The 26933-nt window shown below is 44.3% G+C and carries 23 protein-coding genes and 1 pseudogene; 17 read left to right on the plus strand and 7 right to left on the minus strand.

Annotated features, from left to right (window positions below):
• Positions 1-2 precede the first annotated feature (2 nt).
• The 5 genes from N5E84_RS05115 (at position 3) to N5E84_RS05135 (ending at position 5319) form a co-directional block, all read left to right on the plus strand.
• Entirely contained in the window at positions 3-1040 is a 1038-nt protein-coding gene (locus tag N5E84_RS05115; protein WP_069211926.1) for an imelysin family protein, read from the plus strand.
• Entirely contained in the window at positions 1030-2127 is a 1098-nt protein-coding gene (locus N5E84_RS05120) for a DUF1513 domain-containing protein (RefSeq protein WP_029388255.1), read from the plus strand. Before N5E84_RS05115 ends, N5E84_RS05120 begins: the two co-directional genes overlap by 11 nt.
• Before the next feature lie 143 nt (positions 2128-2270).
• Positions 2271-3824: a murein L,D-transpeptidase gene (locus N5E84_RS05125; RefSeq protein WP_019282383.1), complete on the plus strand. Its 1554-nt coding sequence runs from the start codon at positions 2271-2273 to the stop codon at positions 3822-3824.
• A gap of 220 nt (positions 3825-4044) precedes the next feature.
• Complete coding sequence (locus N5E84_RS05130; RefSeq protein WP_017044782.1) at positions 4045-4587, plus strand: YcbK family protein; 543 nt, start codon at positions 4045-4047, stop codon at positions 4585-4587.
• 75 nt (positions 4588-4662) lie between these two features.
• Positions 4663-5319, plus strand: coding sequence for an MBL fold metallo-hydrolase (locus N5E84_RS05135; protein WP_019282382.1), 657 nt, complete (start codon positions 4663-4665; stop codon positions 5317-5319).
• A 47-nt stretch (positions 5320-5366) separates the two neighbouring features.
• Here N5E84_RS05135 and N5E84_RS05140 read toward each other — a convergent pair whose 3' ends face one another.
• On the minus strand, positions 5367-6032 hold the full coding sequence (locus N5E84_RS05140) for a DUF2982 domain-containing protein (protein ID WP_019282381.1): 666 nt from the start codon (positions 6030-6032) through the stop codon (positions 5367-5369).
• A 199-nt stretch (positions 6033-6231) separates the two neighbouring features.
• On the opposite strand from N5E84_RS05140, the pseudogene N5E84_RS05145 reads away from it, so the two are divergent.
• A pseudogene (locus tag N5E84_RS05145) lies at positions 6232-6620 on the plus strand (MarR family transcriptional regulator).
• 78 nt (positions 6621-6698) lie between these two features.
• On the opposite strand, the gene N5E84_RS05150 reads toward N5E84_RS05145, so the two are convergent.
• A complete protein-coding gene (locus N5E84_RS05150) occupies positions 6699-7175 on the minus strand; it encodes a MarR family winged helix-turn-helix transcriptional regulator (protein ID WP_010320725.1) in 477 nt (158 codons plus the stop codon).
• Between the two features lie 392 nt (positions 7176-7567).
• Here N5E84_RS05150 and N5E84_RS05155 point away from each other — a divergent pair, with 392 nt between their 5' ends.
• Entirely contained in the window at positions 7568-9145 is a 1578-nt protein-coding gene (locus N5E84_RS05155) for a BCCT family transporter (protein ID WP_069211925.1), read from the plus strand.
• 233 nt (positions 9146-9378) lie between these two features.
• Positions 9379-11262, plus strand: a complete 1884-nt coding sequence (locus tag N5E84_RS05160; RefSeq protein WP_017043629.1) for a methyl-accepting chemotaxis protein — start codon at positions 9379-9381, stop codon at positions 11260-11262.
• A gap of 127 nt (positions 11263-11389) precedes the next feature.
• On the opposite strand, the gene N5E84_RS05165 is transcribed toward N5E84_RS05160, so the two are convergent.
• The 4 genes from N5E84_RS05165 to N5E84_RS05180 all read right to left on the minus strand — a co-directional run bounded on the left by N5E84_RS05165 (position 11390) and on the right by N5E84_RS05180 (position 17210).
• Entirely contained in the window at positions 11390-12109 is a 720-nt protein-coding gene (locus N5E84_RS05165; protein WP_069211924.1) for a 3'-5' exonuclease, read from the minus strand.
• 5 nt (positions 12110-12114) lie between these two features.
• Positions 12115-14004, minus strand: a complete 1890-nt coding sequence (locus N5E84_RS05170; RefSeq protein ID WP_069211923.1) for a putative nucleotidyltransferase substrate binding domain-containing protein — start codon at positions 14002-14004, stop codon at positions 12115-12117.
• Positions 14005-14273: 269 nt separating this feature from the next.
• A complete protein-coding gene (locus N5E84_RS05175; RefSeq protein WP_088721173.1) occupies positions 14274-15464 on the minus strand; it encodes an amino acid aminotransferase in 1191 nt (396 codons plus the stop codon).
• Positions 15465-15755: 291 nt separating this feature from the next.
• The gene (locus N5E84_RS05180) at positions 15756-17210 is read right to left on the minus strand and encodes an HD domain-containing phosphohydrolase (protein WP_019282377.1); all 1455 of its coding nucleotides are present in this window, start codon (positions 17208-17210) and stop codon (positions 15756-15758) included.
• 432 nt (positions 17211-17642) lie between these two features.
• Between N5E84_RS05180 and N5E84_RS05185 the strand changes: the two genes are divergently transcribed.
• Genes N5E84_RS05185 through N5E84_RS05225 form a run of 9 tightly spaced genes read left to right on the plus strand, consistent with a single transcriptional unit; the run spans position 17643 to position 26457 of the window.
• Positions 17643-18815 (plus strand): methyl-accepting chemotaxis protein, encoded by a 1173-nt coding sequence (locus N5E84_RS05185; RefSeq protein WP_013856758.1) that lies wholly within the window; start codon positions 17643-17645, stop codon positions 18813-18815.
• Positions 18816-18832: 17 nt separating this feature from the next.
• A complete protein-coding gene (locus N5E84_RS05190; RefSeq protein ID WP_013856759.1) occupies positions 18833-19216 on the plus strand; it encodes a response regulator in 384 nt (127 codons plus the stop codon).
• A gap of 9 nt (positions 19217-19225) precedes the next feature.
• A complete protein-coding gene (locus N5E84_RS05195; RefSeq protein WP_019282376.1) occupies positions 19226-19537 on the plus strand; it encodes a lipid asymmetry maintenance protein MlaB in 312 nt (103 codons plus the stop codon).
• A 17-nt stretch (positions 19538-19554) separates the two neighbouring features.
• On the plus strand, positions 19555-21750 hold the full coding sequence (locus N5E84_RS05200; RefSeq protein WP_019282375.1) for a chemotaxis protein CheA: 2196 nt from the start codon (positions 19555-19557) through the stop codon (positions 21748-21750).
• 35 nt (positions 21751-21785) lie between these two features.
• The gene (locus N5E84_RS05205; protein ID WP_019282374.1) at positions 21786-23405 is read left to right on the plus strand and encodes a methyl-accepting chemotaxis protein; all 1620 of its coding nucleotides are present in this window, start codon (positions 21786-21788) and stop codon (positions 23403-23405) included.
• A 15-nt stretch (positions 23406-23420) separates the two neighbouring features.
• Positions 23421-23969, plus strand: a complete 549-nt coding sequence (locus N5E84_RS05210; RefSeq protein ID WP_228209078.1) for a chemotaxis protein CheW — start codon at positions 23421-23423, stop codon at positions 23967-23969.
• Positions 23953-24831, plus strand: a complete 879-nt coding sequence (locus N5E84_RS05215; protein ID WP_019282373.1) for a CheR family methyltransferase — start codon at positions 23953-23955, stop codon at positions 24829-24831. Before N5E84_RS05210 ends, N5E84_RS05215 begins: the two co-directional genes overlap by 17 nt.
• A complete protein-coding gene (locus tag N5E84_RS05220) occupies positions 24831-25349 on the plus strand; it encodes a chemotaxis protein CheD (RefSeq protein ID WP_019282372.1) in 519 nt (172 codons plus the stop codon). The genes N5E84_RS05215 and N5E84_RS05220 overlap by 1 nt, the downstream gene beginning before the upstream one ends.
• Positions 25350-25383: 34 nt before the next feature.
• Entirely contained in the window at positions 25384-26457 is a 1074-nt protein-coding gene (locus tag N5E84_RS05225) for a chemotaxis response regulator protein-glutamate methylesterase (RefSeq protein WP_017044770.1), read from the plus strand.
• A 65-nt stretch (positions 26458-26522) separates the two neighbouring features.
• On the opposite strand, the gene N5E84_RS05230 is transcribed toward N5E84_RS05225, so the two are convergent.
• Positions 26523-26822: a hypothetical protein gene (locus N5E84_RS05230; RefSeq protein ID WP_019282370.1), complete on the minus strand. Its 300-nt coding sequence runs from the start codon at positions 26820-26822 to the stop codon at positions 26523-26525.
• Positions 26823-26933 lie beyond the last annotated feature (111 nt).

Below are 26933 nucleotides of genomic sequence, written 5' to 3' on the forward strand. Positions count from 1 at the left end.
GCATGAAATTTCCTCTGCTATTTTCGATAGCGGTTACCAGTGTACTTTCGGCTTTCCAACCCACGCCGAAATCAGCGCTTGAGCCGCAAAAAAACAATCATGTTAGCCAAGGTGTTTATGAGGTTGAATTTGCTGCGGCGCAGCGTTTTGCTCAACAATCGCACCAGCTTGCTCAATTATTTGATCAGCAATGCCAGCCGGGCGATGTTGCATTGCCCTTGCTGAAAGAACAGTGGCAGCAAACTATTGGGGCGTGGATGTTTTTACAAGGGCAAGAGAGAGGGCCAGCTAAAGCACTCGAGCAAAGTTGGAACGTACAATTTTGGCCAGATAAAAAAGACACCACCGGGCGAAAAATGAGCCTGTTAGCGAGCAGTGGCAAGCACTGGAGTGAGGAGCAGATTGCAAACCAGAGTGTCACAGTGCAGGGGATTGGCGCATTGGAATGGTTACTCTATGACCCTCAATCGCCGCTTCTGAAAAACCAGCAATTAGAAACGGGCTGTATGATTGGACAAGCGATCAGCGCGAATTTGGCGACGAAATCTCATTTGATTGCTGAGCAATGGCAACAGAATCCATGGTTGATGCTGGATCTGAGCGCTTGGCAAGCCGAATACATTGCGTTGCTCTCCAACCAGCTTGATTACAGCATGAAAAAACTGAGCCGCCCCTTAGCCAATATCGGCCAGCCACGCCCTTATTTTTCAGAATCGTGGCGCGCCAAAGTCTCTTTGAATAACCTGCAAAAGAATGTGCAAGCGATGCAAGCACTCTATTTAGCAAAAGACGGTTTAGATCAGATGTTGCGGGAAAGAGATCAAGTCGCCATGGCCGAACGCGTAAAAGCACATTTATCCTTGATGTTGGAAACGTGGCCGCAAACAGCCAGCTTATTTGATTTATTGCAAACAAAAGCAGGCTACCGTGAGGTGCTTGCGCTCTATAACAAGTTCGAACAACTCAATTATTTACTGCATGACGAAGTCGCGGTAGAGCTAGGCGTAGTGATAGGATTTAATGCAACCGATGGTGACTGATCTAACAAGGCGTACGCTACTGAAAGCGGCGTTATTGAGCGCATCAGCTCCCCTGCTGCCGCTGGGGTGCGCCACTACGCGCCGTGGCCCACAACCCGCTTTGATTGGTTGCACTATTCATAAAGGCTCGCAGTTTCGCGCCGTTGTAGCCGGCGCCCAAGGCCAAGCGATTCACCAATTACCTTTGCCTGCAAGGGGACACGGTGTTGCTATTCATCCCACCTTGACGCATGCGGTCGCTTTTGCCCGTCGTCCCGGTGAGTTTTTGATGGTGTTTAACTATCAAAATGGAGAACTCATCAAATTGCAACTGGCGCAACCCACGCGACATTTTTATGGGCACGGCGTTTACTCAAATGATGGTGCGTGGCTTTATGCAACCGAAGGCGAGAAAGCGACAAGTCGCGGCATTATTGGTGTATATGATGTGCAGCACAGTTACCAAAAAGTGGCTGAGTTCAGTGGGTTTGGTATTGGCCCTCACGAAGTCATTGTGATGCCAGATGGCAGGCTCGCGATTGGGGTGGGTGGGGTGCATACCTTAGGCCGAGAGCCACTCAACGTAGAGAGCATGATGCCAAGCTTGACCTACCTTTCTCATCAAGGAGAAGTGCTTGAGCAAAGGATATTGAACGACCACCATTTGAGCATCCGCCATCTTGCTCATGATGGTGCAGATACTGTGCTGTGCGGCCAACAATACCGAGGTCAGCCGGAAGAGTATCCACCTTTGGTAGCGCTACATCACCAAGGTGGCGAACTCATTCCGCTCTTGGCAGAGCCTGAACAATGGGCAAGATTCAACCATTACATTGCCAGTATTGCGGCGACCGACCAATGGATTTTAGCGACTTCTCCACGTGGTAACTGTTACGGTATTTGGTCAAAAGAGACACTGCAACTGGTTGAGTTGGCCTCTTTGCCGGATGCTTCTGGCGTGGTAGTGCAAGATCAGCAGTTCCAAGTCAGTTCAGGAGCTGGCTTGGTCGTTAATTCACCCTATCCTCAACCTGAAATACGCACGCGTAGTAATGTCCAATGGGACAATCACTGGTCTGCCATTGATTACTCTCGCCAAAAAAGCTGAGTAAGCGAACTAAATTTGTTTAATGATAATTCTCATTGCATGAGAGTTTATGAATATATTGTTGATATCGACAACAACGTTTAGCAGATAGCCGTTTCTTTTGCCATACTGAAACGTGAATCAGCGTTGTTGGATAGATCGGAATGAGTAAAAGCATCCTATTTGCTTTATTATTGATTTTTAGTAGCTTTTCTCTTTACTCTGCCGAGAAAGTACAGCCTTTTGCTGTCTCGCAAGAGAATGCCTCGTTGCAATCTTTTATCCAATATCCGCATTTAGTCGAACGAATTTACCAAGAGAATGAGAATCGGCGCATTTGGCAAGATAAGCAGATTGTTCGTCAATTTGAACATCAATTGGAAGTGATTCGCCGAGCGGGGTTTAGCCCTTTATTTTCACGCCAGTTAGCGCAAATGAAAGCATATCGGAATCAGCAAGCGTTCAACGAATACGATCTGCTGGCGACCGATACTTTACTTTTGTATTTGAGTTACGCCGAGCAAGCTCCCAAAGTCGGTATGGCTTGGTTCTTTGAACGTAAGCTCAACTCTGCCATTGCTCCACCAAGCCAAGAAGCCTTGTTCGCCCTTCATGTTGCGGTGGAAGTTAACAGTATCGGCGATCTGCTCAATTGCTATGCGCCCAACAATGCGGCTTATGATCAACTGCTACACGCCTATGATTTTTTGCTCAGTACTGAAAATGCAGCGCTCTCGTTGTACAGCCAAAAAGGGTTAAAAAAACCTGGCGATAAGCTCTCACAACGTAGTGTGCTTATTGCCCGCTTATCATTAGTTAATATCGATGTTAGCACAGTGCGTGACGACGTAACTTGGTATGACAACAGCTTGGTCAAACCTGTGAAAGAGTTTCAAGCGATGCACGGTTTAAAAGCTGATGGCATGATTGGCCCCGAGACCTTAAAGTGGTTAAATTTGTCTTTGCAGGCACGCCTGTCTATGTTGGCATTAAATGCAGAGCGAACTCGTTTGTGGCCAGAATCAAAAGAGACACAGATCGTAGTCAACGTTCCCAGTTTTGATATGCGCTACTGGTATTTAGGTAAAGAAGTCTTTCAGTCTAAAGTGGTGGTGGGCCGAGTTTCACGCAAAACGCCACTCATGAGCACCAAATTAGATTCTTTGATCCTAAACCCGACGTGGAATGTGCCACACAAAATCATGGTTGAAGATATTCTGCCGATGGTAAAAAAAGATCAAAACTATTTGCGTCAACACAATATTGATATTGTTTCGAGCTGGCGCTCGAACGATCAAATTGACCCAAGCAACATCAACTGGTCTGCGGTGAATCCGGCCTCTTTTCCCTACCGAATGCGTCAGCAAGCGGGGCAAGATAATGCATTAGGTCTGTATAAATTTAATACGCCCAATCGTAGAGCGATTTACCTACATGATACGCCGAGTAAATACCTATTCAATAATACGTCGCGAGCCTTTAGTTCGGGTTGTATTCGAGTACAAAATGCCGATAAGTTTGCTTCGATGATATTAGAAACCCAAGGTATTAATGGTGATAAATTAACGGGAAAAGAAGGGTCTGCGAATGGCACGATCCCATTAAAGCAGCGCATCCCCGTACACATTATCTATCAAACCGTTTGGTATGAAGGTGGGGAACTGCACTACCGAGATGATATCTATCGTTATGATGCATTCAGTACCAGTAATGGGTGAATGGATACCGCTAAAACAGTGGTCACCTAAGTAAGCAGGGATGCGTCTCTCAATTTACCAAAAAATGACTTAATAAAGATCTCTTTTATGTTCAAAGAGTAACGATGCTGTGGCTCTCTCTTGAGCATTTCGAGCACAATTTATGCATTTGATCTTCACAATGGAGTCCGGTAGTGTCCGGGCTTGTTGAAAATAAATTCAGTTGTGAAGGTATCAAACCTTGTTAGTTTCTCGTCGTCACTTTATAAAATTGGCTGGTAGTGGTGTAGTTGTAGCGGCGTGTGCCCCCCAAATAGTATTGGCATCGTACCCTGAAACCTCTCGCATACTCGCGATGAATAATTTACATACCGGTGAAACACTTGAAACCTGTTATTTCAACGGTGTTCGTTATGTTCGATCTGAGCTTGATCGGCTCAACCATATTTGCCGTGATTTCCGCCGCAACGAAGTCCATCCAATGGACAAAAATCTATTTGACCAAATATCGAAAATTCAATCTCTACTTGGCACTCAAGCGGAAGTACAAATCATCTCTGGTTATCGATCTCCTGCCACCAATGAGATGTTGCGCACTCACTCCTCTGGGGTTGCTAAGAAAAGTTTCCATATGCTAGGCCAAGCAATTGATTTTCGGTTAGATGGTGTTCAGTTGAGTCAAGTACGCGAAGCGGCGATCGAATTGGGCGCTGGCGGTGTTGGTTATTATCCTAGCAGTGATTTTGTGCACATTGATACTGGGCCTGTACGTCATTGGTCATAAGGCTGTTCGTGACTTGTCAAATGAAAGTGTCAATGTCATAGTTCGGCCAACTGCGAATTCGAACAAGGTTTTAGTATGTCGTTAAAGTATCAAGTGGTGCCCGTCACTTCCTTCTCTCAAAACTGCTCTATCGTTTGGTGTGATGACACCATGGAAGGGATCGTGGTTGACCCTGGCGGTGATGTGAAACAGCTCGTGATGTTGATCAATGAACTCGGGGTAAAAGTGGTCAGTTTGGTTCTTACTCATGGTCATTTAGATCATGTCGGTGGAACCGAACCGCTGGCGCAGCAGTTGGGCGGCGTCGATATTATTGGACCACATAAAGCGGACAACTTCTGGCTACAAGGCCTCGAAGGTCAAAGCAAAATGTTTGGTTTTCCACTGACGGAAGCCTTTGAACCTACCCAATGGCTTAATGAGGGTGATGAAGTGAAGTTTGGCCTTCAAACTCTACAAGTATTGCACACGCCCGGCCACACGCCCGGTCACGTGGTGCTGTTTAGCCAGCAAGCGAAATTGGCGTTTGTTGGTGATGTATTGTTTAACGGTAGTATCGGCCGTACGGATTTCCCGCAAGGTGATTTCAATACCCTTATTCACTCGATCAAAACTAAGCTATGGCCACTTGGCAACGATGTGACGTTTGTGCCCGGCCATGGTCCGCAATCGACTTTTGGCCGTGAACGTGCCAATAACCCTTATGTCGCAGATGAAATGCCCCTGTATTGATCTTGATTAGGCTCAGAGTGTTCCTTCTGCGCCCATTAAACCATGTCTTAGTCTGGTTCGGCCGTCGCGAGGTAGCGCCGAATCAGCCCCACAAACGCCTCGGCGTCACGATCCAGATCGTGCGCTGAGATAAAAATATCATAATCAAAAAATTGCCGTTGATAGCGCATCCGATTGGCTAACATTGCCATAAGACCATGATAGTAATTACCGTTTGGCGCAGTGTAAGGTGCGTTGTCGAGTACCAAGTCTTCAAATTGAGTCTCTTTGCGCTGTTGTTTTGCTCCTAAGTAGAGCAGCGCGCGCTGGCTGAGCAAGATCTCACTAGCGATTCTGGGGCATACACTCTCAAGGTAAGGTGAATAATCCTTCAGTTTGATCCCAATCCAAGGCAAAGGTTGGTGCCAACCATGATATTCATAACTGCACACCCCAATGCGGCTGATATTGTTCCATTTTACGACCCAACCTCCTTTAAAGAGATGCTGCTGAAAATGGGTAGCGGTTAGAGTGTAGCTAACTTTTCCTTTCAAAATCAAAAGATAGAAGGTGATTAGAGTCACTGCCAGTGCACTTACTAACAGCAGCGCATGAATAATGTTGGATGAGAACATGACAATGCAAATTGAAGCGATGATACAAGTCGTATTTATCCATTTCACTAAAGGTGATTGCAGAGAAAAGCGCGTATTAGACAAATGTTGGGTGTGCATAAAACAGTGAAACTCCTTCGAGCTACAGCATCGTTGTTGGCTGTTGCGACCTGTATAAATTGTAGTCAGTTACCGCATCAAAATGCGTTTTTGCCCCTCAATCTGTGCTATGCCCTACAAATCGAGGACGATTTTTGATATAAAACGCGCTTCAAATTTTCACCACTGCTTGAAACGCAGTGAAATGGAGAAATATTCGATGAGACTTGCTCATAAGCGTAAGGTGCAGGCAAAATTGCAAAAGCGTATTAAAGCGACTGTTGCAAACTTGATCGCCTCTCAATCAGCAAAGCCTGTAACAGCGCAATCGACCGTAGCAAAAACCGCTGCAACAAAAGTAGTTGTGGAGAAAGCTGCGGCGAACTCTAAAAAAGTGGATGTTGCGTTAACGCCAAAACAGCAACAGGTTTTAGATATCGTCGCTAACCACGCAGAAGGTATGAATCCTAAATCGATCGGCTTAAGTGCTGGTCAAGAAGATGCGAAAGCTGCCGCTTGGGCCACTGGCGCACTCAAGAAACTAGTAGAAGAAAATTGGTAGTGAAAGAGCAGTTAGCAGGCAACAAAGTTATCTATAAAGCCATTTAATCTGCTGTTCGTTGTTAATGAATTAGCCTCGGTAGCCCCGAGGCTTTTTTACGATCAAATTTTAAAATGCAATCAAAGCTACTCTTCTTTGGTAATAGAGCCAATTTCGAGCATCGGTGCGACATCGATGTTTTCGGCATTCATCATAGAAGATAAACGTTGTACTGATGAGAGCAACAGGCTTTGCTCCCACTCTTGAAGCTGCCTAAATTGTTCGACAAAGCTTTCTTGCAATGGTTGCGGTGCCTTTTCTAGCAGCTTCTTACCTTCGTCCGTTAAATGGGCGTGCACTTTTCGTTTATCGGTATTGCTGCGAATTCGCTGTACGTATCCGTTGCGCTCTAATCTATCCAAAATGGTGGTGGCAGTGGCCTGGCTCATGTTCGTATGATCCGACAATGTGCGGATAGTCACCTCACCAAGGGTTTGAATTGAGCGCATTAAAATAAGCTGGGGACCAGTAAGTCCAGCGTCTCTATTCAGTTTTTTAGAGTGCAGATCAATTGCGCGGATAATTTGTCGAATTGAGATCAAAACTTCTTCATGTTTTTCCAAACTCATTGTCCCAAAAAGAAAGTTATTAATAAGCGGGGACCATAGCGCAGTTCTTTTCACTTGAAAAGTAGCATTCGACCTCTTTTGTTTTGGTCTAAGATGATGAGTGTATAAGTTGAGATGTAAAATGATTAGTACTCGAATGTTTTTGTTTTCAATTCCCACCCTTCATTGGTTGATATTTAACCTTTTAGGCTTGGCTTTTGCCTTCTATGGCATTTTTTGTTGATTTTTAGTGGAATTTTTCTGTGATGTTGGTAGGGTATTCAGCATATTGAAAAACAAATTGCTATGAGTACGAAGTTATTTTTGGTTTTTATCTTAAAATTGTTTCGTTCTCATGGTTATTAATCTCAACTGAAAAATCATGTCTAGATTTCTAGAGAGGTAAAATGACAAAAGGTATTGATAAGTACAGTATCGACAGTACTGACTACACTGTCGGGCAAGATAACGTGCAAAAGTGGGGGTTTGATGTTCATAACCCAGTGTTTGGCTTTAGCGCCGGATTTATTGCGCTATTTTTAGTCGCCGCTTTAGTTGTTGATCCTGAGGTTGCGAAGAGCGTGCTTGATGGCGTTAAATGGAAAATTATTGGCACTTTTGACTGGCTGTTTATTTGGTCGGGTAATCTTTTTGTGCTGTTTTGCTTAGGCTTGATTGTTTCTCCCTTTGGTAAAATACGTTTAGGTGGCCAAGAGGCGACAGCAGACTACTCTTTTATTTCTTGGCTCTCTATGCTGTTTGCCGCAGGGATGGGCATTGGTCTCATGTTCTGGAGTGTCGTTGAACCTGTGGCGTATTTTACCGGTTGGTATGAGACACCCTTAGGTGTTGCAGCTAACACACCCGAAGCGGCTAAACTAGCATTAGGTGCAACCATGTACCATTGGGGCCTACACCCTTGGGCCATTTACGGTGTGGTAGCGCTTTCCCTGGCGTTCTTTACTTACAACAAAGGGCTTCCGCTTTCTATTCGCTCTATTTTTTACCCGTTGCTTGGTGATCGCGCTTGGGGCTGGGCAGGGCATATCATTGATATTCTGGCTGTATTAGCAACATTATTTAGCTTAGCAACGTCATTAGGGCTGGGTGCGCAACAAGCGGCTAGTGGTATCCATCATGTGTTTGGCATTGATGCCGGAATGGGCTTACAAATTGTCGTGATTACCGTCGTTACTTTATTAGCGGTGGTCTCCGTGGTGCGTGGTATTGATGGTGGTGTCAAAGTCATCAGTAACATCAATATGATCGTTGCGTTCTTGCTGCTGATTTTGGTTGCACTGATTGGCTATACCGTAACCTTTTCATCCATTCCAACCACATTAATGGCGTATATTGAAAATATCATTCCACTCAGTAACCCGCACGGTCGAACTGATGAGGCTTGGTTCCAAGGTTGGACAGTGTTCTATTGGGCTTGGTGGATTTCATGGTCACCATTTGTTGGAATGTTCATTGCGCGAGTATCAAAAGGCCGTACTATCCGCGAGTTCCTCACCGCCGTATTATTAGTACCTACTGCTGTTACCTTGATTTGGATGTCTGTATTTGGTGGTTTGGCGATTGATCAAGTCATCAACAATGTTGGTCAATTAGGCGCGAATGGTTTGGCCGAAGTGCCACTGGCGATGTTCCAAATGTTTGATGCACTGCCTTATGGCACGTTACTTTCAGTGATTGCGGTTGTGTTAGTGTTGGTATTTTTTATCACCTCATCAGATTCAGGGTCACTGGTCATTGATAGTATTACTGCTGGAGGCAAAGTGGATGCCCCTGTCCTACAGCGTATTTTCTGGGCGTTGATGGAAGGCGCTATCGCCGTAGCCTTGTTATGGATTGGTGGCACCAATGCTATTGAAGCGTTGCAGGCTGCGGCAATATCAACGGCGCTGCCATTTACCATCGTCTTACTATTGATGTGTGTGAGCCTACTGTTAGGTATGCGAACCGAATTATCTAAGCACTAATTCAGATATACCCAAGGCTGCTTTAAGTGGGAAGGGTATGGACGTTAATCATCAAGGCGACTTTTAGTCGCCTTTGTGCTGTTTTTTTGACAGTCGTCATGACAACATTAATTAATAACTTTAGTAAAAGCAAAAGGTTATATTGTGTCAAAAATAGATACATAATTAGTGCAACTTATGCGAAATCTGGTTAATATTCGCCACCTTTTCCGCTTCATACATTTTGTAACCCAATGAAATTAACCTTAAAGCAAAAGCTAATCGGTGCCAGTCTTTCTGCCGTCGTCGTTATGGCGAGCGCGTTGACTTGGCTAGCCGCTGATCAACTCTTTGAACAAACTCGAAATGGCGTATATTCGCGGGCAGAAAGCTTGTCAGCTGCCGCTGCGAAAGGCATTTCGGACTGGATTGTGGTCCGTAAAGAGATCTCAACCGCTTTTAATGACTACACCGCTCAAGATGATGTCGTTCCTTTCTTACAGCAAGCTCGCAAAGCGGGTGGCTTTGATGATATTTTCTTTGGTACGCCGCAAGGTGAGATGTATCGTTCACACCCTGAGCGTAACCGTGCTGACTATGATCCTCGCCAACGTCCTTGGTATAAAGATGCCGTTTCAGCGAATAAACAAATTATCACCACCGCTTATAAAGACGCGATCACCAATGCACTGTTGGTGACAATTGCAGATCCTGTGCGTCGCAATGGGCAATTTGTCGGCGTCGTTGGTGCCGATGTGTTAATCGATCAGCTGATCCAAGATGTCATCAGTTTAGATGCGGGCAAAAATGCCTATGCGATGTTGATTGATGCGCAAGATGGAACCTTTTTAGCGCATCCAGATAAAAATTTCTTATTAAAACCAGTGTCGTCATTGTCGAAGACGTTGACGATGAACATGATAGAGCAAGCAGTGGCTTCAGGTACCGTTGAAGACGCGTCATTACAAGGTGTTGATAAACTATTTTACTTCGCCAAAGTGCCGCAAACTGATTGGATTTTTGCTATCCAAATGGATCGTGCAACGGAAGAAGCAGCGCATACATCCTTGCTCATTGACCTAATTGTGACTGCGCTTGTGATTACTATTGCTGTGATTGTCATCGTCTCTTGGTTAGTGAGCTTTCTGTTTAGAGATCTTAGCCGAGTATCCAAAGCCTTAGAGGAAATTGCTTCCGGAGACGGTGATTTAACTCAACGTCTTGAACCAAGAAGCGATGATGAAGTTGGGCAATTAGCACAAAACTTCAATACCTTTGTCGGTAACATGCACACTATGGTTTCTAAACTCAGCTTTGTTTCTGCTGCGTTGTCTGAACAGTCAAAACAGACGGCCGCTCAAGCCAAAGAGCGTAGTGCGCGTATCCGTTTACAACAAGATGAAATTAATATGGTGGCTACGGCCATCAATGAAATGGCCGCAGCTACACAAGAGATTGCCGGTAACGCAGATCATACCGCTCAAAACTCTGGTGAAGCGGTAACGGCTTGCGTACATGGTTCGAATCAAGTTTCACAAACACAAGGTTCGATTCAAAATCTGGCTCAAGAAGTTCAAGTGGCCACTGATGTTATCCTTGAGCTGGAAGCACACGGTAAACACATCAATACGATTCTGGCGACTATTCAAAACATAGCAGAGCAAACTAACCTGCTAGCATTGAATGCGGCGATTGAAGCGGCGCGTGCTGGTGAGCAAGGCCGTGGCTTTGCGGTGGTTGCCGATGAAGTTCGTGTGCTTAGCCAACGTACACACGCTTCGACAAAAGAAATTCAGCAGATGATCGAAACGTTGCAATCAACGACGGGTAAAGCGGTTGGCATTATGGGTGATAGCCGTATGCTTGCTGGAACCAGCGTAGATGATGCGAACGCCGCTGCAGCAAGTTTGATGCAAATTCATAATTCAGTTGAGCGCATCAGTGACATGGCGACGCAAATTGCCTCGGCCGCTGAAGAGCAAGCTTCTGTGACGTCTGAAATTACTCGAAACACGGAAGGGATCCGCGATGTGTCTAACGATCTTGCACAAGAAGCGCATGAAGCAGCAGCACAAGCATCACAACTTTCTGAGCTTTCGCATCAGTTAGAAAATGAAATTCGTCGCTTTAAGCTGTAAGTTCTAAGCGTAAAAGCCGAGATGTGATTAAAAAAGAGGAACCTAACATGGGTTCCTCTTTTTTTGCTCGTGTCGATCACGGTACTAAACCTTGAAGAAAGAATCCCTTTAAAGGAAAATCAAAAAGTTATAGCCACAACGTTCGGACACTTTGCTGCCGATCAAAATGATGAGCGATTTGTGCTTGGAATAATTCCGCGGTGGCAATGGCATCAACTAAAGCGTGGTGTGGAGTGTACGCTGGTAGCCCATAACGCGCCCGCGCTTGCCCTAAACGCACTGATTGTGGTTTTTGCCCTTTTAACTGGTTCCATAAACCTCCATGTAACCGTTGTTGAATTTCCGTTTCCAATTGCAAAGTATCGATCACCGGGAACTCAATGCCTTCACCCAATCGCACTTTTAATGCTTGATTGAGAAAGCTACGTTCAATATGGCGGTAATGAACCACAACAATTTTTCCAGATAAGGCCTTCAGTATCGACTCCTGCACTTCTGCCAAATCTGGCGCATCTAAAATATCGTTGTGTGTGATGCCATGGATAACCACCGAATCCTCTTTTAACGCTTGGCGTGGCCGAACTATCCAATGTTTAGAGCGGTTGAGATAGATACGGTTTAAGGTAAAAGGCACTAAGCCAATGGTGATAATGTCATCATGCTGCGCACTTAAACCCGTTGTTTCCAAATCTAAAGCGACAAACTCTATTTCATCGATTGGCGTGCTACCCTTAGCAATCGGCTTTGAATAAAAATCTTTGAGTAACGGATGGTTAACCAACGACTGCTTATTGGCATATTTTGCTACCCAATCGATGCTCGGTTTTTGAAACCATTGTTTAATCATCACTCTCACTTAAAGTTATTGCTGGCTTGATAACGGAATTTCAAGAAATTTTGCGCATTGCTTAGGATTTGAAATGCATCTTTTAAGTTACGTCTTTCAAAATCAGATAGGTTTTCTGGCTCGATATTGTTATCTGGCTCTATTTCTTGTTCAACGTCAGCCGCTTGGTGGCGAATGCGCACCATAGCGATAAACTCCATTGCGTCACGCAGATCTTGCGCCCGTCCTTTGGGTAGAATTCCGGCTTCAATGATGTCATCTAAACGTTCAAACGAGTTGGTAGAACGTGAACCGACAGCCAATGCATGCACACGGATTAAATCCGCTAACGGTGCCGTGCCGCGACGTTTTAAATTGATGGTGTTATTGTGTCGTCCATCTTTTTCCATCACAAAGTCTTTGAAAAACCCCAATGGTGGCGTGCGGTTCAGCGCATTTCGTGCAAGGCATGCAAGAAATCGATTATTTTTGCGTGCTCGACGGACAATAAACCCATTCAGTTGTTCTGCCCATTTGGTCCTGCCACACACTCCGTATAAGTCAAAAAAGATGGATGCATTCAATAGCGCCTTAGGGTTAGGGTTATCTATCCAATCGGCAAAGCAGGCTTCCCATTCTTTACGAGTCATACGCCATATCGAGTTGCTGGCCATAATGTCCCCCGTACAGTAGCTGTAACCGCATTGATCTAAGCTGTCGCAGACAAATTTGGCGAACGCTTCGAAATAAGCACCATGCTGTGTTTCTTCATAGCTATCGTCCAAAATTAAAGCGTTATCTTGGTCCGTGACAATTAACTGTTCGTCACGGCCCATAGAACCCAAGGCTAAAAAGCAGTATGGAATAGGCGGCGAGCCTAGTAATTCTTCGGCAAGTTCAATGATTCTTTGTTTAAAGCTACGACCAATCACTGACATCGCCGTGCCGATCATATGTGAGTTTGCATCTTCATTGACTAAACGAACAAAACTGTCTTTGACTTGGTGCGACAGTGTGGCTAACTCTTCAACGCTTTGTTGCTGGAAGATGCGACTTACGAGCAGCAATGAGTTTTGTGATTCGTAGCGAACAATGTCGGTCGCTTCAATGATACCGATCGGCTTTTTTTCTTTGAGTATAGGAAGATGATGAACATTGTACCGAAGCATTTTCAGCATGGCCTCATAGACATAAGCATTATGATCTAATGAGATAACCTCCGTTGTCATTACTTCCGTGACGAGGTGATTAGGATCGATGCCAACGGCTAATACACGCGTGCAGAGATCTCGGTCAGTCAGGATGCCGATTACCGGGCTGTTATCGTCGTCACTCTCTTGCAAAATATCAGGGTCAATCACCAGCAGTGAAGAGATACTCTCTTCCGCCATCTTGATCGCCGCATGTTGAATGGTTTCTGTTTTGTAAACGAAAGGGGCTTCTCGGCTGAGTAAGGTTCGCACTTTCGAGGTGGTGAGATCATTCTGCTCTGTTTTACTCAGTACAGCTTGGCGAAGGCGCGCGTTATCTTGCACTTCAACGAAGTCAGCAAAGGAATCATAGTTGTCATATAAATCCTGAAACCTTGCCTCTGGAATACAATAAACCAGCGTATCTTCAATCGCAGTGACCGGAAAACGAACACGGTTATTGGTCAATAGCCCCATTTGACCAAATAAGCCGCCTTCGGTTAGGCGGTTGTATAATTCGCCTTTGCGACGGTACACCTCGACGACGCCGCTGCGGATCAAATACAAGTCCTGGATATGATCACCAAAATGAATGATGGGTGTACCTTGTCGAAAATAGGAGATTTCTACGCTCTGCGTCACTTCGATCAGTGTTTCTTCAGGTAGTTCATTGAACGGTGGATACTGAGCAAGGAAGTTCTTGATTTCAATTAATTCTGCTTCCATGGAGGCTTCCTTGTGTTTCGGAGTTCATATTGTGGGATTCTGACGTCGTGAGCCAGCTAAACGATGTAACTGGTCAAAGGGAGCAGGTCACATCGGTGGCATTGGACATAGGATTCAGAGAGTTATAGTACATGAAAAGAACGAGCTTTGCAGGCAAGAGGGGAAAGTGTACGCGCTTCGATGTGAATCAAGTGCCATTTCAGTGAATTGAAGATAAAAAAATAGCCGACAAATGGCGGCTATTGTTGTCTATTTCTTATCATTATCGATTATAGAACCGCTGCAATACCTTTGCACAGTGGGCCCATATTCGATTTCGTCATGCCTGCCACACTGATACGGCCGGAACCGACGATGTAAATTGCCAATTCATCTTTCAGACGAGCAACTTGTTCCTTGTTCAAACCAGAAAAAGAGAACATGCCATTTTGACGTTCAATAAAGCTAAAATCAGCCTTCACACCTTCGGCTTTTAGGGTGGTAACAAACAGCTCACGCATCTCTTGAATACGTTCACGCATTTCTGTCACTTCGTTTTCCCATTCTGCGCGCAGTTCGGCGTTGTTGAGGATATAAGTAACGACCGCAGCACCGTGCGCTGGTGGGTTTGAGTAAATGGAACGAATGATCGCTTTGATTTGTGAGAAAGTTGTTTCAGCGACATCTGTTGAGCCAGCAACGATGGTAAACGCACCCACGCGCTCATTGTACAAACCGAAGTTTTTAGAGAATGAGCTCGCCACTAAGATCTCTTTATTGTATTTCGCAAAAGTACGTAGGCCTTGTGCGTCTTCTTCAACACCTTTCGCAAAACCTTGATAAGCAAAGTCAAACAGAGGAAGAAGCCCTTTATCAGCGACTAATTTTGCTAACGTTTCCCACTCTTTATCGGTTGGATCAATGCCAGTTGGGTTGTGGCAGCACCCGTGTAGAAGAACAATATCACCCGCTTGAGCTTGCTCAAGATCGGTAAGCATCGCTGCGAAATCTTTATCTTTCGTTTCGGCATTGTAGTACGAATACTGCGTGGTTTCTAAACCAGCCGCATTAAAAACACCGTGATGGTTTGCCCATGTTGGGTTGCTGATCCACACTTTCACGTCGCCGATTTGACGCTTAATAAATTCACCAGCTACACGCAGTGCACCAGTACCACCCGGCGCTTGCGCCGTTTTTGCGAGCTTTTGCGTCACAATCTCAGATTCATCGCCAAACAGGAGTTTTTGTACCGCGAGCCCATATTCAGCAGTACCTTCAATGGTGAGATAAGATTTGGTTTTTTCAGACTCAAGCAACGCCGCTTCCGCTTTCTTTACTGTCGCAAGAACAGGTGTTTCACCTGCTTCATTTTTGTAGATACCAACACCGAGGTTAATTTTTTCAGTGCGAGGATCTTTTTTAAACTCTTCGGTTAAACCAAGAATAGGGTCAGCCGGAGCTGCGACAACTTTTTCAAACATAATCATCATCCATGTAAAGTGTTAGAAGGGATTTTAGAAACATAAAATTAAGGTATTTATACCTTTATGAAATATCCGTTACAACACACAAAACAGAAAAACTGAAAATAATTTGTGTTGGCTAAGAATCATGAACAAAAAGGCGATTTTTTTAAAAAAACTCTATCATCCACCGTTTTCATGTGGGGAAATTAAATAGGTTTTACTTTGAGAAGTAGTCAGCTCAACGGCAAAATTCATCATCAAATACGATATTTTGCCATTGAGCGGAGGAGTCACTGTAACAAGAGATTAATGTTTATCCTGATGGCGAGCGGCAATGGCGACAAATTGTTGTTCAACGCTCAAAAAAGCCTCTACGACTTGTGGGTCAAAATGTGTCGCTTCGCCCTGTAGGATGATGGCTTTTGCTTCATCATGAGAAAACGCGGGTTTGTAAACGCGCTTTGAGATGAGCGCATCATATACATCAGCCAGTGCCATTAAACGGCCTGAGAGTGGAATCTCTTCCCCTTTGAGTTGTTTTGGATAGCCCGAACCATCCCATTTTTCATGGTGAGTGAGGGCGATTTCTTTCGCGATTGCTAAAAAGGAACTTGTGCCAAGGTGCTGCTCGGCAATCGACAGCGCTTGTGCGCCGATCTCAGGGTGTCCCTTCATAATAGTGAACTCATCATCGGTGAGCTTGCCGGGTTTCAGTAGGACGGCATCAGGGATACCGACTTTGCCAACGTCGTGTAATGGGGCTGATTTGTAGAGTAAATCAATATAAGTGGGCGTTAATAAAGGCTGATATTTCGGTTTTTGGCTTAGATATTGCGCGAGTACTTTGACATATTCTTGAGTACGTAAAATATGAGCGCCAGTTTCATTATCGCGAGATTCAGCTAAAGCGGCCAGGCTGACGATGGCGACATCACGCGTGGTTTTTACTTCATCCTGTGAGTTTTGTAGGCTATCCAACATTTGATTGGTCAACCAAGCCACAGAGCCTAACTCGTTATTTTCAAAAATTGGTAAGCGTTGTGCTATATCACCTTGAGTCACTTGGCATAGCGAATGCTCTTGAGCGTGCAATATTTGCTTCATCAGCCTTCCCCACTGCCAGAGGATAGCGATCACATAACCGCCCAAAACCAAAGAAACATAAATAAACTCTTTAATAATGCTTATCTTGCCATGCCCATTGATTAAACTGGCAGGGTTATGTTCAAGCCAAAAAAGATCTTTCACCGCGACCATGGTGAGTGTGGCTGTCAGAGTGATGATCATCAGCATCATTAACCCGATCATCTGCTTAACAATCGAATGCCTTTCACCTTGGAGTTGTTGACGATTCAATTGTACTGCGTGCTGGCGATATTGAGCTCGTTTAGCGATGAGTTGTAATAAGCTTCCGGTAAAGAAACCAAACAGTGTTAAACCAAACAGGACTTTTACGTTGCTATCGATGGTGAATTGATAGTGCTGATTGTAATAAAGAGCGAGTGGAATACTGACAAGAAAAAACAAAACACTATCGAGTTTTGCATACTGCTCTGTTTTTGCCCAATGATGGTGAATAAAGACATATCGACGCATTACCCATGCACAAAATACACTAATCGTGACATGAGTGGTGATTTCTAATGCGCTTAAACTGGACAACATCGGACAGATTCGTCCGCCATAGGTGGCAAATAGCAGCGCAGCTAAGAGGTAGAGCAGTGCGGTGAGTTGGCTGTTGTTTCGCTTGGTATTATTCATGAATTTGATTTCATTACAGTATGTGATGCTTAAGTTTAGGTGATTAAATTCGTTCAATGTTGTGTTTTCGTAATTAACCGATGTGCGGAGGATCAGAAAAGCGATAGATTCTAGTGATGTATTTCTAGGAAAGATAGCTAAATAAAATAAAGTCCATGTGATCCGATCAGTGCGTCATGTTATGAGAACAGAGGAGAGGGCTCAATGACGTTACTCAGCCGAACTTAACGAAAGTCAATCGTTACTCTGGCTGATAAGAGTGGACTGTTTAAAATTACCTAACACAACAAAAGTAAAATTACATCTACCGACTACATTGCAGATTCCTCCAAGCTTTCCTATCTTTAGTTATGAGCTCCAGGCGTTGCATAACAACTTCTTACATAACGTCATAGCTTTCGTCAGTGTTTTATGGCTAAAGGATAATAAATCATGCTCCTCATTAGGCTGGTACGTGTTTACGTGCCCTTAGTGCTATTGTCGATAGTTGCTCTTATGCCACAGCCAACACATTTTGGTGTTTGGGCTCTATTATTTGTTACTTTTGCTAGTGTTAGCTATGCAATTTGGAATTACGAATCCTTCATTTCCCAAGTCAAAGCTCAAAAAAAGACGATTGAACACCTTTCTCAAACACAAGAGATCCAACTGGATGGATATCATTCTTTAGAGCCTCTCTTTGCTCAATCTCTGCCAGTGTGGTCTCGTCATATTGATTTAGCTAATGTGCAACTTACCGATTCTGTTACTCAACTGAGCCAGCAATTTGGTGATCTTGTCACGCAGCTTTCACAAGCACTCTCCTTCTCGCAAGGTTCAACCTTAAAAGATGAGCGTAATTTAATGAGCGAAATTGAGCGTTGTCGAGCGATGCTTTCTAAAGCGGTTGATGAGCTTAGAGAAAGCCAAAAGACAAGAGAGCATATGCTTGATGAAATGCGCAGCCTTGATCAATACACAGTCGATTTAAAAAAAATGGCAACCGATGTGGTGGGCATTGCTGAAAAAACCAACTTATTAGCACTTAATGCTGCCATTGAGTCAGCCAGAGCAGGAGAGGCCGGTCGAGGTTTTGCAGTGGTGGCCGATGAAGTGCGTAACCTTTCACAGCGTTCAAGGGAGATCGCTAGCAGCATGACGGAGAAAGTGAACGTTGTCAGTGATGCGATTAATACTACATTTAAGACGGCTGAAATGGCTATTGCGGCTGAGAGTGAACAAATGGAACAAACCGAGCAGCGTATCGATTATGTCATTAACCACTTCCAAGATATGGCACAAACCTTACAGCAACAGTCTGAGCGGTTAAAAGAAGATGCATTTTCGGTGAAGGAAACAATCAGTAGTGTGATTGTGAAATTGCAATTTCAAGACCGAGTAAGCCAAATATTAGAGCAAATCAGCACCAATCTCAAAGAACTCAGTGACTCATTAGAGCTGCTCAAACAAGACAGCAATCATGCGATCGCAGGCGAATTATCCCCGCAAAAATGGCTGGAAAAAATGACCAAGAACTACACCATGATAGAACAACATGAAAGCCACAAAGGCAAGGTTACTGAGGTGAAAAGCAAGGTGACTAGCACGGACATTACTTTCTTTTGAGAACCGTAAATGAATAAATGAGGAACTCTGTGATGAACAAAACGGTACTTGTTGTAGATGATTCGGCTTCAATTCGGCAGGTTGTGAGTATGACCTTAAAAGGAGCAGGCTATCAGACGATCGAAGCTCATGATGGTAAAGATGCACTATCCAAATTGGCCGGGAATCGTGTTCATTTGGTCATCAGCGACGTAAATATGCCGAATATGGATGGCATTACCTTACTTAAAGAGCTGAAGCAAAGGCCAGACACAAAATTTACGCCGGTGATTATGCTCACAACTGAATCTGAGGCATCGAAGAAAGAACAGGGTCGTGCTGCGGGTGCGAAAGCTTGGGTTGTAAAACCCTTTGCACCTGAACAGATGCTTGCCGCCGTAGCAAAACTGATCCAAGCCTAAGGGGGGATTATGCTGACTCCACACCAAACCGATGAGCAATTAATGTTAAAAATTGACGGTGAACTGACGATTTATGAGGCTCGAAATTTGTTTGAGCAGCTGACCCCTTTTGTGTCTCATAGCGAGAAGATCGCCATTGAACTTTCCCAAGTCACAGCTCTGGACAGCAGTTGCGTACAAGTATTGATGGCATTTAAAAAAGCAAGAATAGAACAGGGATGTGAACTGATTCATCACAGTGAAGTCGTGGTGGATGTGCTGGGTAAACTGGGGCTAGTGGGATGGTTTCATGACCCTATCGTTCTTTCGAGTTCACAATAAGACAGAGTGACAAGCTAATGACGAAGCCCCAGGGAGATACTATGGACGAAATGATGGCTGCGGCGCTCCAAACTTATTTTAATGAGAGTAGGGAGTTGCTTGAAGGGATGGAATCTGACCTTCTTGAACTGGATAGCGGGAATCTTGATGGCTTAAATGAGCGATTAAACGCAATTTTCCGAGCAGCGCATACTGTAAAAGGCTCTGCAGGGATATTTAACTTAAATGAGATCGTTCGCTTTACTCATAAAGTAGAAAGCTTGCTTGATTTATTGCGCTCAGAACAACTTAAGTTGCATGAAAAGCATATTTCCTTGTTGCTTGAGTGCCGCGATCACATGGTGAGCTTGATTGATGATGCTCAAACGGGGCAAGAGTCATCAGAAGATGACGTTACCGGACAGCGCTTAGGGGCCCGATTGTCTGAGTTTTTAGGTCAATCTGAGCCAGAAAGTCATTCACCAGCCACGGAATCTGAACCTGATCACACCGCGCTCGACAATTTCTGCTGGCATATCTCTTTAACTTTTCCGCTTCATGCATTCCAAGATGGTATGGATCCACTCTCTTTTCTTTCTTATTTAACTACGCTGGGAGAGGTTATTTATATCGAGGCTGTCGACCGAAAATTACCTGATTGGCACAACTTTGATCCGGAATGTTGTTATTTGGGTTTTGAACTGCGTTTCTATTCGCCGGCGTCTAAACAACAAATCGAAGACGTGTTTGAATTCATTCGTGAAGAAGGTGACGTTCGCATTTTTCCACCCAGTGCCAAAGTGGGTGACTTCATTGATCACATTCAATCAATGCCCGATGAAAATTATAGAATTGGCGAAATATTAGTTCGTTGTGGCGCGCTCACTGAGACTGAATTGAAGCGTGCATTGCAGCAACAAAGTGAGCGACGAGAAGCGAATTCGGACGCGATACCCATAGGCGAAATTATCACTCAGGCTGATGCTCAATTAGCACCCGTACTCAATGCGGCAGTCGATAAACAAAGTAAAGCCCGAGAGGCGCTAACCAAAGAGCAAAAAAGCTTGCGAGTGGATGCTGAAAAGTTAGATACCTTAATTAATTTAGTCGGGGAATTGGTCACCGCAGGTGCCGGCAGTGCATTACAGGCGGAGCTAATTGGCGAAAATGTAATGATTGAATCTGTTGCACGGCTTAATGGCCTTCTCGAAGAAGTCAGAGACGCGGCACTACAGCTTAGAATGGTGGCTATCGGTGCGACATTTGCCCGTTTTCAACGCGTTGTTCGTGATATGGCGAAGGAGCTAAACAAAAGTATTCATCTCACGATTACCGGTGCGGATACCGAATTAGATAAATCAGTGATTGAAAAAATTGGCGATCCTTTGATGCATTTAGTGCGCAATGCGATTGACCACGGCATTGAAACAGAGGAAGAGCGTGTCGCAAATGGTAAACCTTCTCACGGCACCATCACGCTCAATGCTTACCATGACTCAGGCAATATAGTGATCGATGTGAGCGATGACGGAAAAGGGCTCAACAGCGAAAAATTGCGCGCAAAAGCGATTGAAAAAGGGCTACTTGATGAAAACCAACTCGTGAGCGATGACGAGATTTTTCAGCTCATTTTTGAGCCCGGCTTTTCAACGGCCCAGCAGGTTTCCAATATTTCAGGACGCGGTGTCGGTATGGACGTAGTGAAGCGAAATATTACTGATTTGCGAGGTCGAGTAGAGATTCACAGCCTACTTAATCGAGGAACAACTATCCGCATTGTATTGCCGCTCACACTCGCGATCATTGATGGTTTCCTAATTGAAGTGAGTAGCGAAACCTTCGTTGTGCCATTGGATGCCGTTCAAGAATGCGTCGAACTTGATGACCAGTGGCTCAAAGATGGCCAAGGCAAACCTTATATTAATCTCAGGGGACAAGTGCTGCCTTTAATTGATTTAAGAGTGCAATTTAACCTCACTGCGCGTCGCTCAAAACGCCAAAATGTGGTGGTGGTCAGTAGTGCGGGGCAAAGTGCTGGTTTGATCGTGGATAATTTGTTGGGGGAATTACAAACCGTAATTAAGCCACTTGGGCCGATTTTTTCACGGGTTAAAGGAATCAGCGGTTCGACTATTTTGGGCAGCGGGGATATTGCTCTTATCTTAGATATCGCCAGTTTATCGCAACATATTATGAAGGAAGAGTCGAAGCATCGCTTATTGGCAATGCACTAACTTGGCTCAATTACATCGTCAGAAAGGAATAGGCTATGTTTAAAAATATTTCAGTTAAATTCAAACTAAGTATGCTAGTTGGCATCTTAAGTTTGTTACTCATTGTAGTCGGATCACTAGGGCTTTATGGCATGCAAAAAACACTGCATGGGCTAGAAACGGTCTACTATGACCGAACCGTACCAGCACTGTCTATCGGTGACATTAAATCTCGTCTTCTGAGCAATCGTATAGCGCTGGCTTTCTCACAACTGTACCCAGAAGCGGATATTATTCGTGCCCAAATCGAGACCGTCGAGAATCATCTCAAAGTAATCGATGAAAAATGGAGCAAATACAAATTAACTAACTTAACTAAAGAGGAAGCTGAGTTAGCCAAACAGTTTGAAGAACAGAACAAAGCCTTTGTTGAGCAAGCTCTACAGCCCACCATTGATGCTTTGCGACGTTTAGACATTGATGAAGCGACTCGCCTTGCGGTTGATAAAGTGCGCCCACTCTATGCACCCGTTGAAAAAACAGTAAATGCATTAATTCAGCTGCAATCGAATGAAGCGCAGAATGTTTATAACCATGAGGTTGAGCTTTATGACAACCTACAAATGATAGCCATTGGATCAATTATATTGGGGCTACTGTTTGGTATTGGATTTGCGGTTACCTTGATCCGCGGGATCTGTAATCCTTTAGAGCAAGCAGTGTCGCTGGCTAACCGACTCGCTGTGGGTGATTTAACAGGTAAAATTGAAGCGACGTCAGGCGATGAATTGGGTCGCTTGCTTGAAGCCATGCAAAAAATGGTGGCCAAGTTGTCAGACATCGTAGGTGAAGTGAATAGCTCAAGTAATGCATTGGCTTCGGCATCCGAAGAAGTTTCAGCTACCGCTCAGAACTTAAGTCAAGGTGCGAGCGAACAAGCGGCCAGTGTTGAACAGACTACCTCGTCGGTAGAGCAGATGTCAGCCTCAATCGCGCAAAACACTGAAAATGCGAAAGTGACCGATAGCATGGCAGGCAAAGCGGCTAAAGAAGCGAAAGAAGGTGGAGAAGCGGTAGCTAAAACTGTGTTAGCGATGAAATCGATAGCTGAGAAAATTGGTATTATTGATGATATTGCTTATCAAACTAACTTACTTGCGCTCAACGCCGCAATCGAAGCTGCTAGAGCTGGCGAGCATGGTAAAGGTTTTGCAGTGGTGGCTGCCGAAGTCCGAAAATTGGCAGAGCGCAGTCAGGTTGCTTCTCAAGAAATTGGTGAGGTCGCTAAAAATAGCGTTGGTTTAGCGGAACAAGCCGGAAAACTGCTGGATGAAATGGTGCCTTCTATTCAAAGAACATCCGATTTAGTACAAGAGATCAACGCAGCTTCAATGGAACAAGCAACCGGAGCAACACAAATTAACCAAGCGATGGAACAGCTCAACAGTATCACGCAACAAAGTGCTTCCGCATCAGAAGAGCTTGCGTCGACCTCTGAAGAGATGAGCAGCCAAGCACAGCAGCTCCAGCAACTAATGACCTTCTTCAAAACAGAAAATAATCGCCGTGAAGCAGCAAATAAATCTTCAGTTCACCACGAGCAGCAACGCCCTAAACAGAAGAAAGATGTTGAGTTTGTCTCTATGGACGATGAACCTGAGTATGTGCGCTTTTAGTGGCTGGAGGTGAATGTGGCTAATCTTATCCCGGTTGAGGCTAACTCGATGATATTGGCTAAGTCCAATACAGAATTAGCACAAGATCAACAGTACTTAACATTTCAGCTCAATGGTGAAATGTACGCCTTTGCGATTTTGCATGTTAAGGAAATATTAGAGTATGGCAAAGTAACTCAGGTGCCAATGATGCCTGACTACATTCAAGGCATTATTAACTTACGTGGTGAAGTGGTACCTGTCGTCAACCTAGCTCGGCGTTTTTATCTTAAACCGCAAGAAGTGAATAAAAAGACTTGTGTTGTCATTATCGAAGTGACGAATGAAGAACAGCGTCAAGACCTAGGTGTTATGGTTGACAGTGTTTCTGAAGTCATTGAAATATCAAGTAAGTTTATGAGACCTGCCCCTAACTTTGGTACCAAGATCCGTACCGAATTTATTTGTGGTATGGCTCAATTCGATGAAGAGTTTGTCATTATTTTAGCGGAGGATAAAGTCCTATCTGTTGAAGAGCTGGCCATGATGGAACAGGTCAAAGAGCAGAATGAACTTGCAAGTTAAGCACAAATCTCAGCAACTTGGGAATTCAGCCATGGAGCAAATGTCCATCATCAGTGATGCGGACTTTGAGTTGTATCGTGGCTGGATATATCAATCTGCAGGTATTGCACTAACACCCAGTAAGAAAGCGTTGGTGGTTGGGCGTTTAAGCGGGCGCTTAAGAGAGCTCGGTATAAGTTCATATCGGGAGTATTTTGAGTATTTGACGAAATTTAGCGATCAGCAAGTACGCAAACTTGAACAGCAACGAGCCATCAATTTGCTGACCACCAATGAAACGTACTTTTTCAGAGAAGAGGCCCATTTTGCTTACATCCAGCACCATCTCTTCACTGTATGGGGGAAAAAACAGATCCGTTGCTGGAGCGCAGCAAGCTCGACAGGTGAAGAGGCTTATTCTCTTGCAATGTTATTAGACAGCCGTTACCAAGGAGAATGGCAAATAGTTGGTACCGATATCAATAGTCAAGTGTTGCAAATTGCATCACAAGGTATTTATCCGATGCTACGCCATGAACATATACCGAAAGCCTATCTCAAAACGTATTGCCGAAAAGGCATTGATACCAAGCATGACACATTGAAAATCGTTAATTCATTAAGGAAAAAAGTGAAATTCGGATTAGCGAACTTACAAAATCAGTTGGATGAACTTGGTCACTTTGATCTTATTTTTTTACGTAATGTTATGATTTATTTTGATCAAAATACCAAACAAAGAGTCATCAGTAACGTTACGAACCGATTAAAAAGTGGCGGTATTTTATTAATAGGCCACTCTGAAACATTAAACGGACTCAACTGCGATGACTTGCAATTACTGCAGCCGTCTATCTATCAAAAACGAGGGATTCGTGATTAATGGCGAACGAATTTTTACCTAAAACAGAGGCTCTGAACTTGATGCCTGGCGAGATATTCTTTGGTCATCACAGAGGTTGGATTCATACGCTGCTGGGTTCGTGCGTTGCCATTACGTTATGGCATCCAAAAACGCAGTTAGTGGGTATGTGCCATTATCTGTTGAGCCAGCGATCCGCCCTAGGTGAAGAGGCCAAACAACCTGAAGGCTATTATGCTAGCGATGTTGTGGCGTATTTTTCCCTTCAGTGCCGACGACATCAAATCAATCCTAAGGAATGTGTTGTTAAAGTATTTGGAGGTAGCGCTATGTTTGCAGGTCACTACAGCAAAGTCGCTTCGATAAATGTTGCACAACAAAATGTGCGACTGGGTATGCAGTTACTGAAAGAGCACGGTTTTCAAGTAAGCCGCAATGATGTGGGTGGAAAGCGTTATCGTAAAGTATTTTTTGATGTCCAAAATGGTGATGTTTGGGTTCAATATGGGCGATCTTCTGCAAGAGAGGTAGCTTATTAATCAGCCAATGAGTGTCGACTTATAGAGGCATTACATGAAAAAAATAAAAGTATTAATCGTGGATGACTCCGCGGTTGTTCGGCAAGTGATCAGCGCTTTGTTGAGTAATGAACCTGATATTGAAGTGCTTACTCCTGCTTCTGATCCCATATTCGCTCAAAAAAAAATGGCTGTTCAATGGCCAGATGTGATTATCTTAGATGTAGAAATGCCTCGTATGGATGGAATTACGTTTCTCAAGCAACTGATGGCGGAGCATCCGACGCCAGTCATCATTTGTTCTACACTGACGGAACGTGGCGCGGAAGTGACTATGCAAGCATTGCAAGCGGGTGCGTTGACGATTATCACTAAACCCAAAGCAGGGTTGAAAGATTTTCTACAAGAAAGTCGGCAGGAAATGTTAAGTGCGGTGCGTGCCGCTGCACAAGCAAAGCTAGAAAATATTGTTAAACCCAAACCTCATGTACTCAAGAAAGTACAGCAAACAATGCCGAATCCGAATCACCCGACATTAACATTGAAAACCACACAAAAAGTGGTCGTGATCGGCACATCTACAGGTGGGACACAGGCTTTAGAAGCAATCTTAACAGCATTGCCAGCAGTCTCTCCGGGGATTGTTATCGTGCAACATATGCCCGAAAAATTTACCGCGATGTTTGCTGACCGGCTCAATGGGCTTTGTCAAATAGAGGTCAGGGAAGCAAAGAATGGCGATCGAGTTCTTCCGGGGTTGGCATTGATCGCTCCAGGTGGCCGTCACATGCAACTGAATCGAAGTGGTGCACATTATCAAGTCGAAATCAAAGATGGCCCCGCAGTTAACAGGCATAAACCATCAGTCGATGTACTTTTTCGCTCAGCGGCAAAACATGTAGGCCCTAACGCTGTCGGTTTTATTTTGACGGGAATGGGAGATGATGGCGCACGAGGTTTGCATGAGTTGAAAGAAAGCGGTGCCTATACAGTTGCACAAGATGAAGCAAGTTGCATCGTTTTTGGTATGCCTAAAGAGGCAATCGAACGTGGTGGTGCTTGTTCGGTGCTACCACTCAATCAAATAGCGCAGGAAATATTGCAACGAGCTTCATCTAGGCACTTATAGATTAGATCTTCATTTATTTTTAGTTGAAACCGACTTGTTGAGGTGCTCCCAACAAGTCGTAGTAGTTACTTTTTTAAGCCAATTTGAGATTCGATGGCTTCGGTTTCTATTTCAGGGTGTTCGGCGAGCTTTTCTGAAGCCCATTGATTGATATGCTTCAAAATAGCCGACACGGCATGTTTTTTTGTTGCTTGCTCATTTTCTGCCACATCTAACGCTTGTTTAGGCTTTAAGCCAGTAGCATCTTCTGCGATATGAAGCCAATCAGGATGCCAGTAGTAAGGTTGACCAGAAGGGGTCATCCAGCCATGAACACCGTTTGTTTCACCATTGTACTGCAAATTATCTACATCATTTTCTTTCATATAAGTTCTCGCCATGGATCGATCTAAATACGTGGTTAATGTAACTCGGTTGCATAGCACAATAGAGTGAACATGATCATGAAATTGAACTAAATGTAACAAAGGGAGATG

Origin of the sequence: Vibrio sp. J502, from assembly GCF_025397955.1 — a bacterium.
Lineage (GTDB): Bacteria > Pseudomonadota > Gammaproteobacteria > Enterobacterales > Vibrionaceae > Vibrio > Vibrio anguillarum.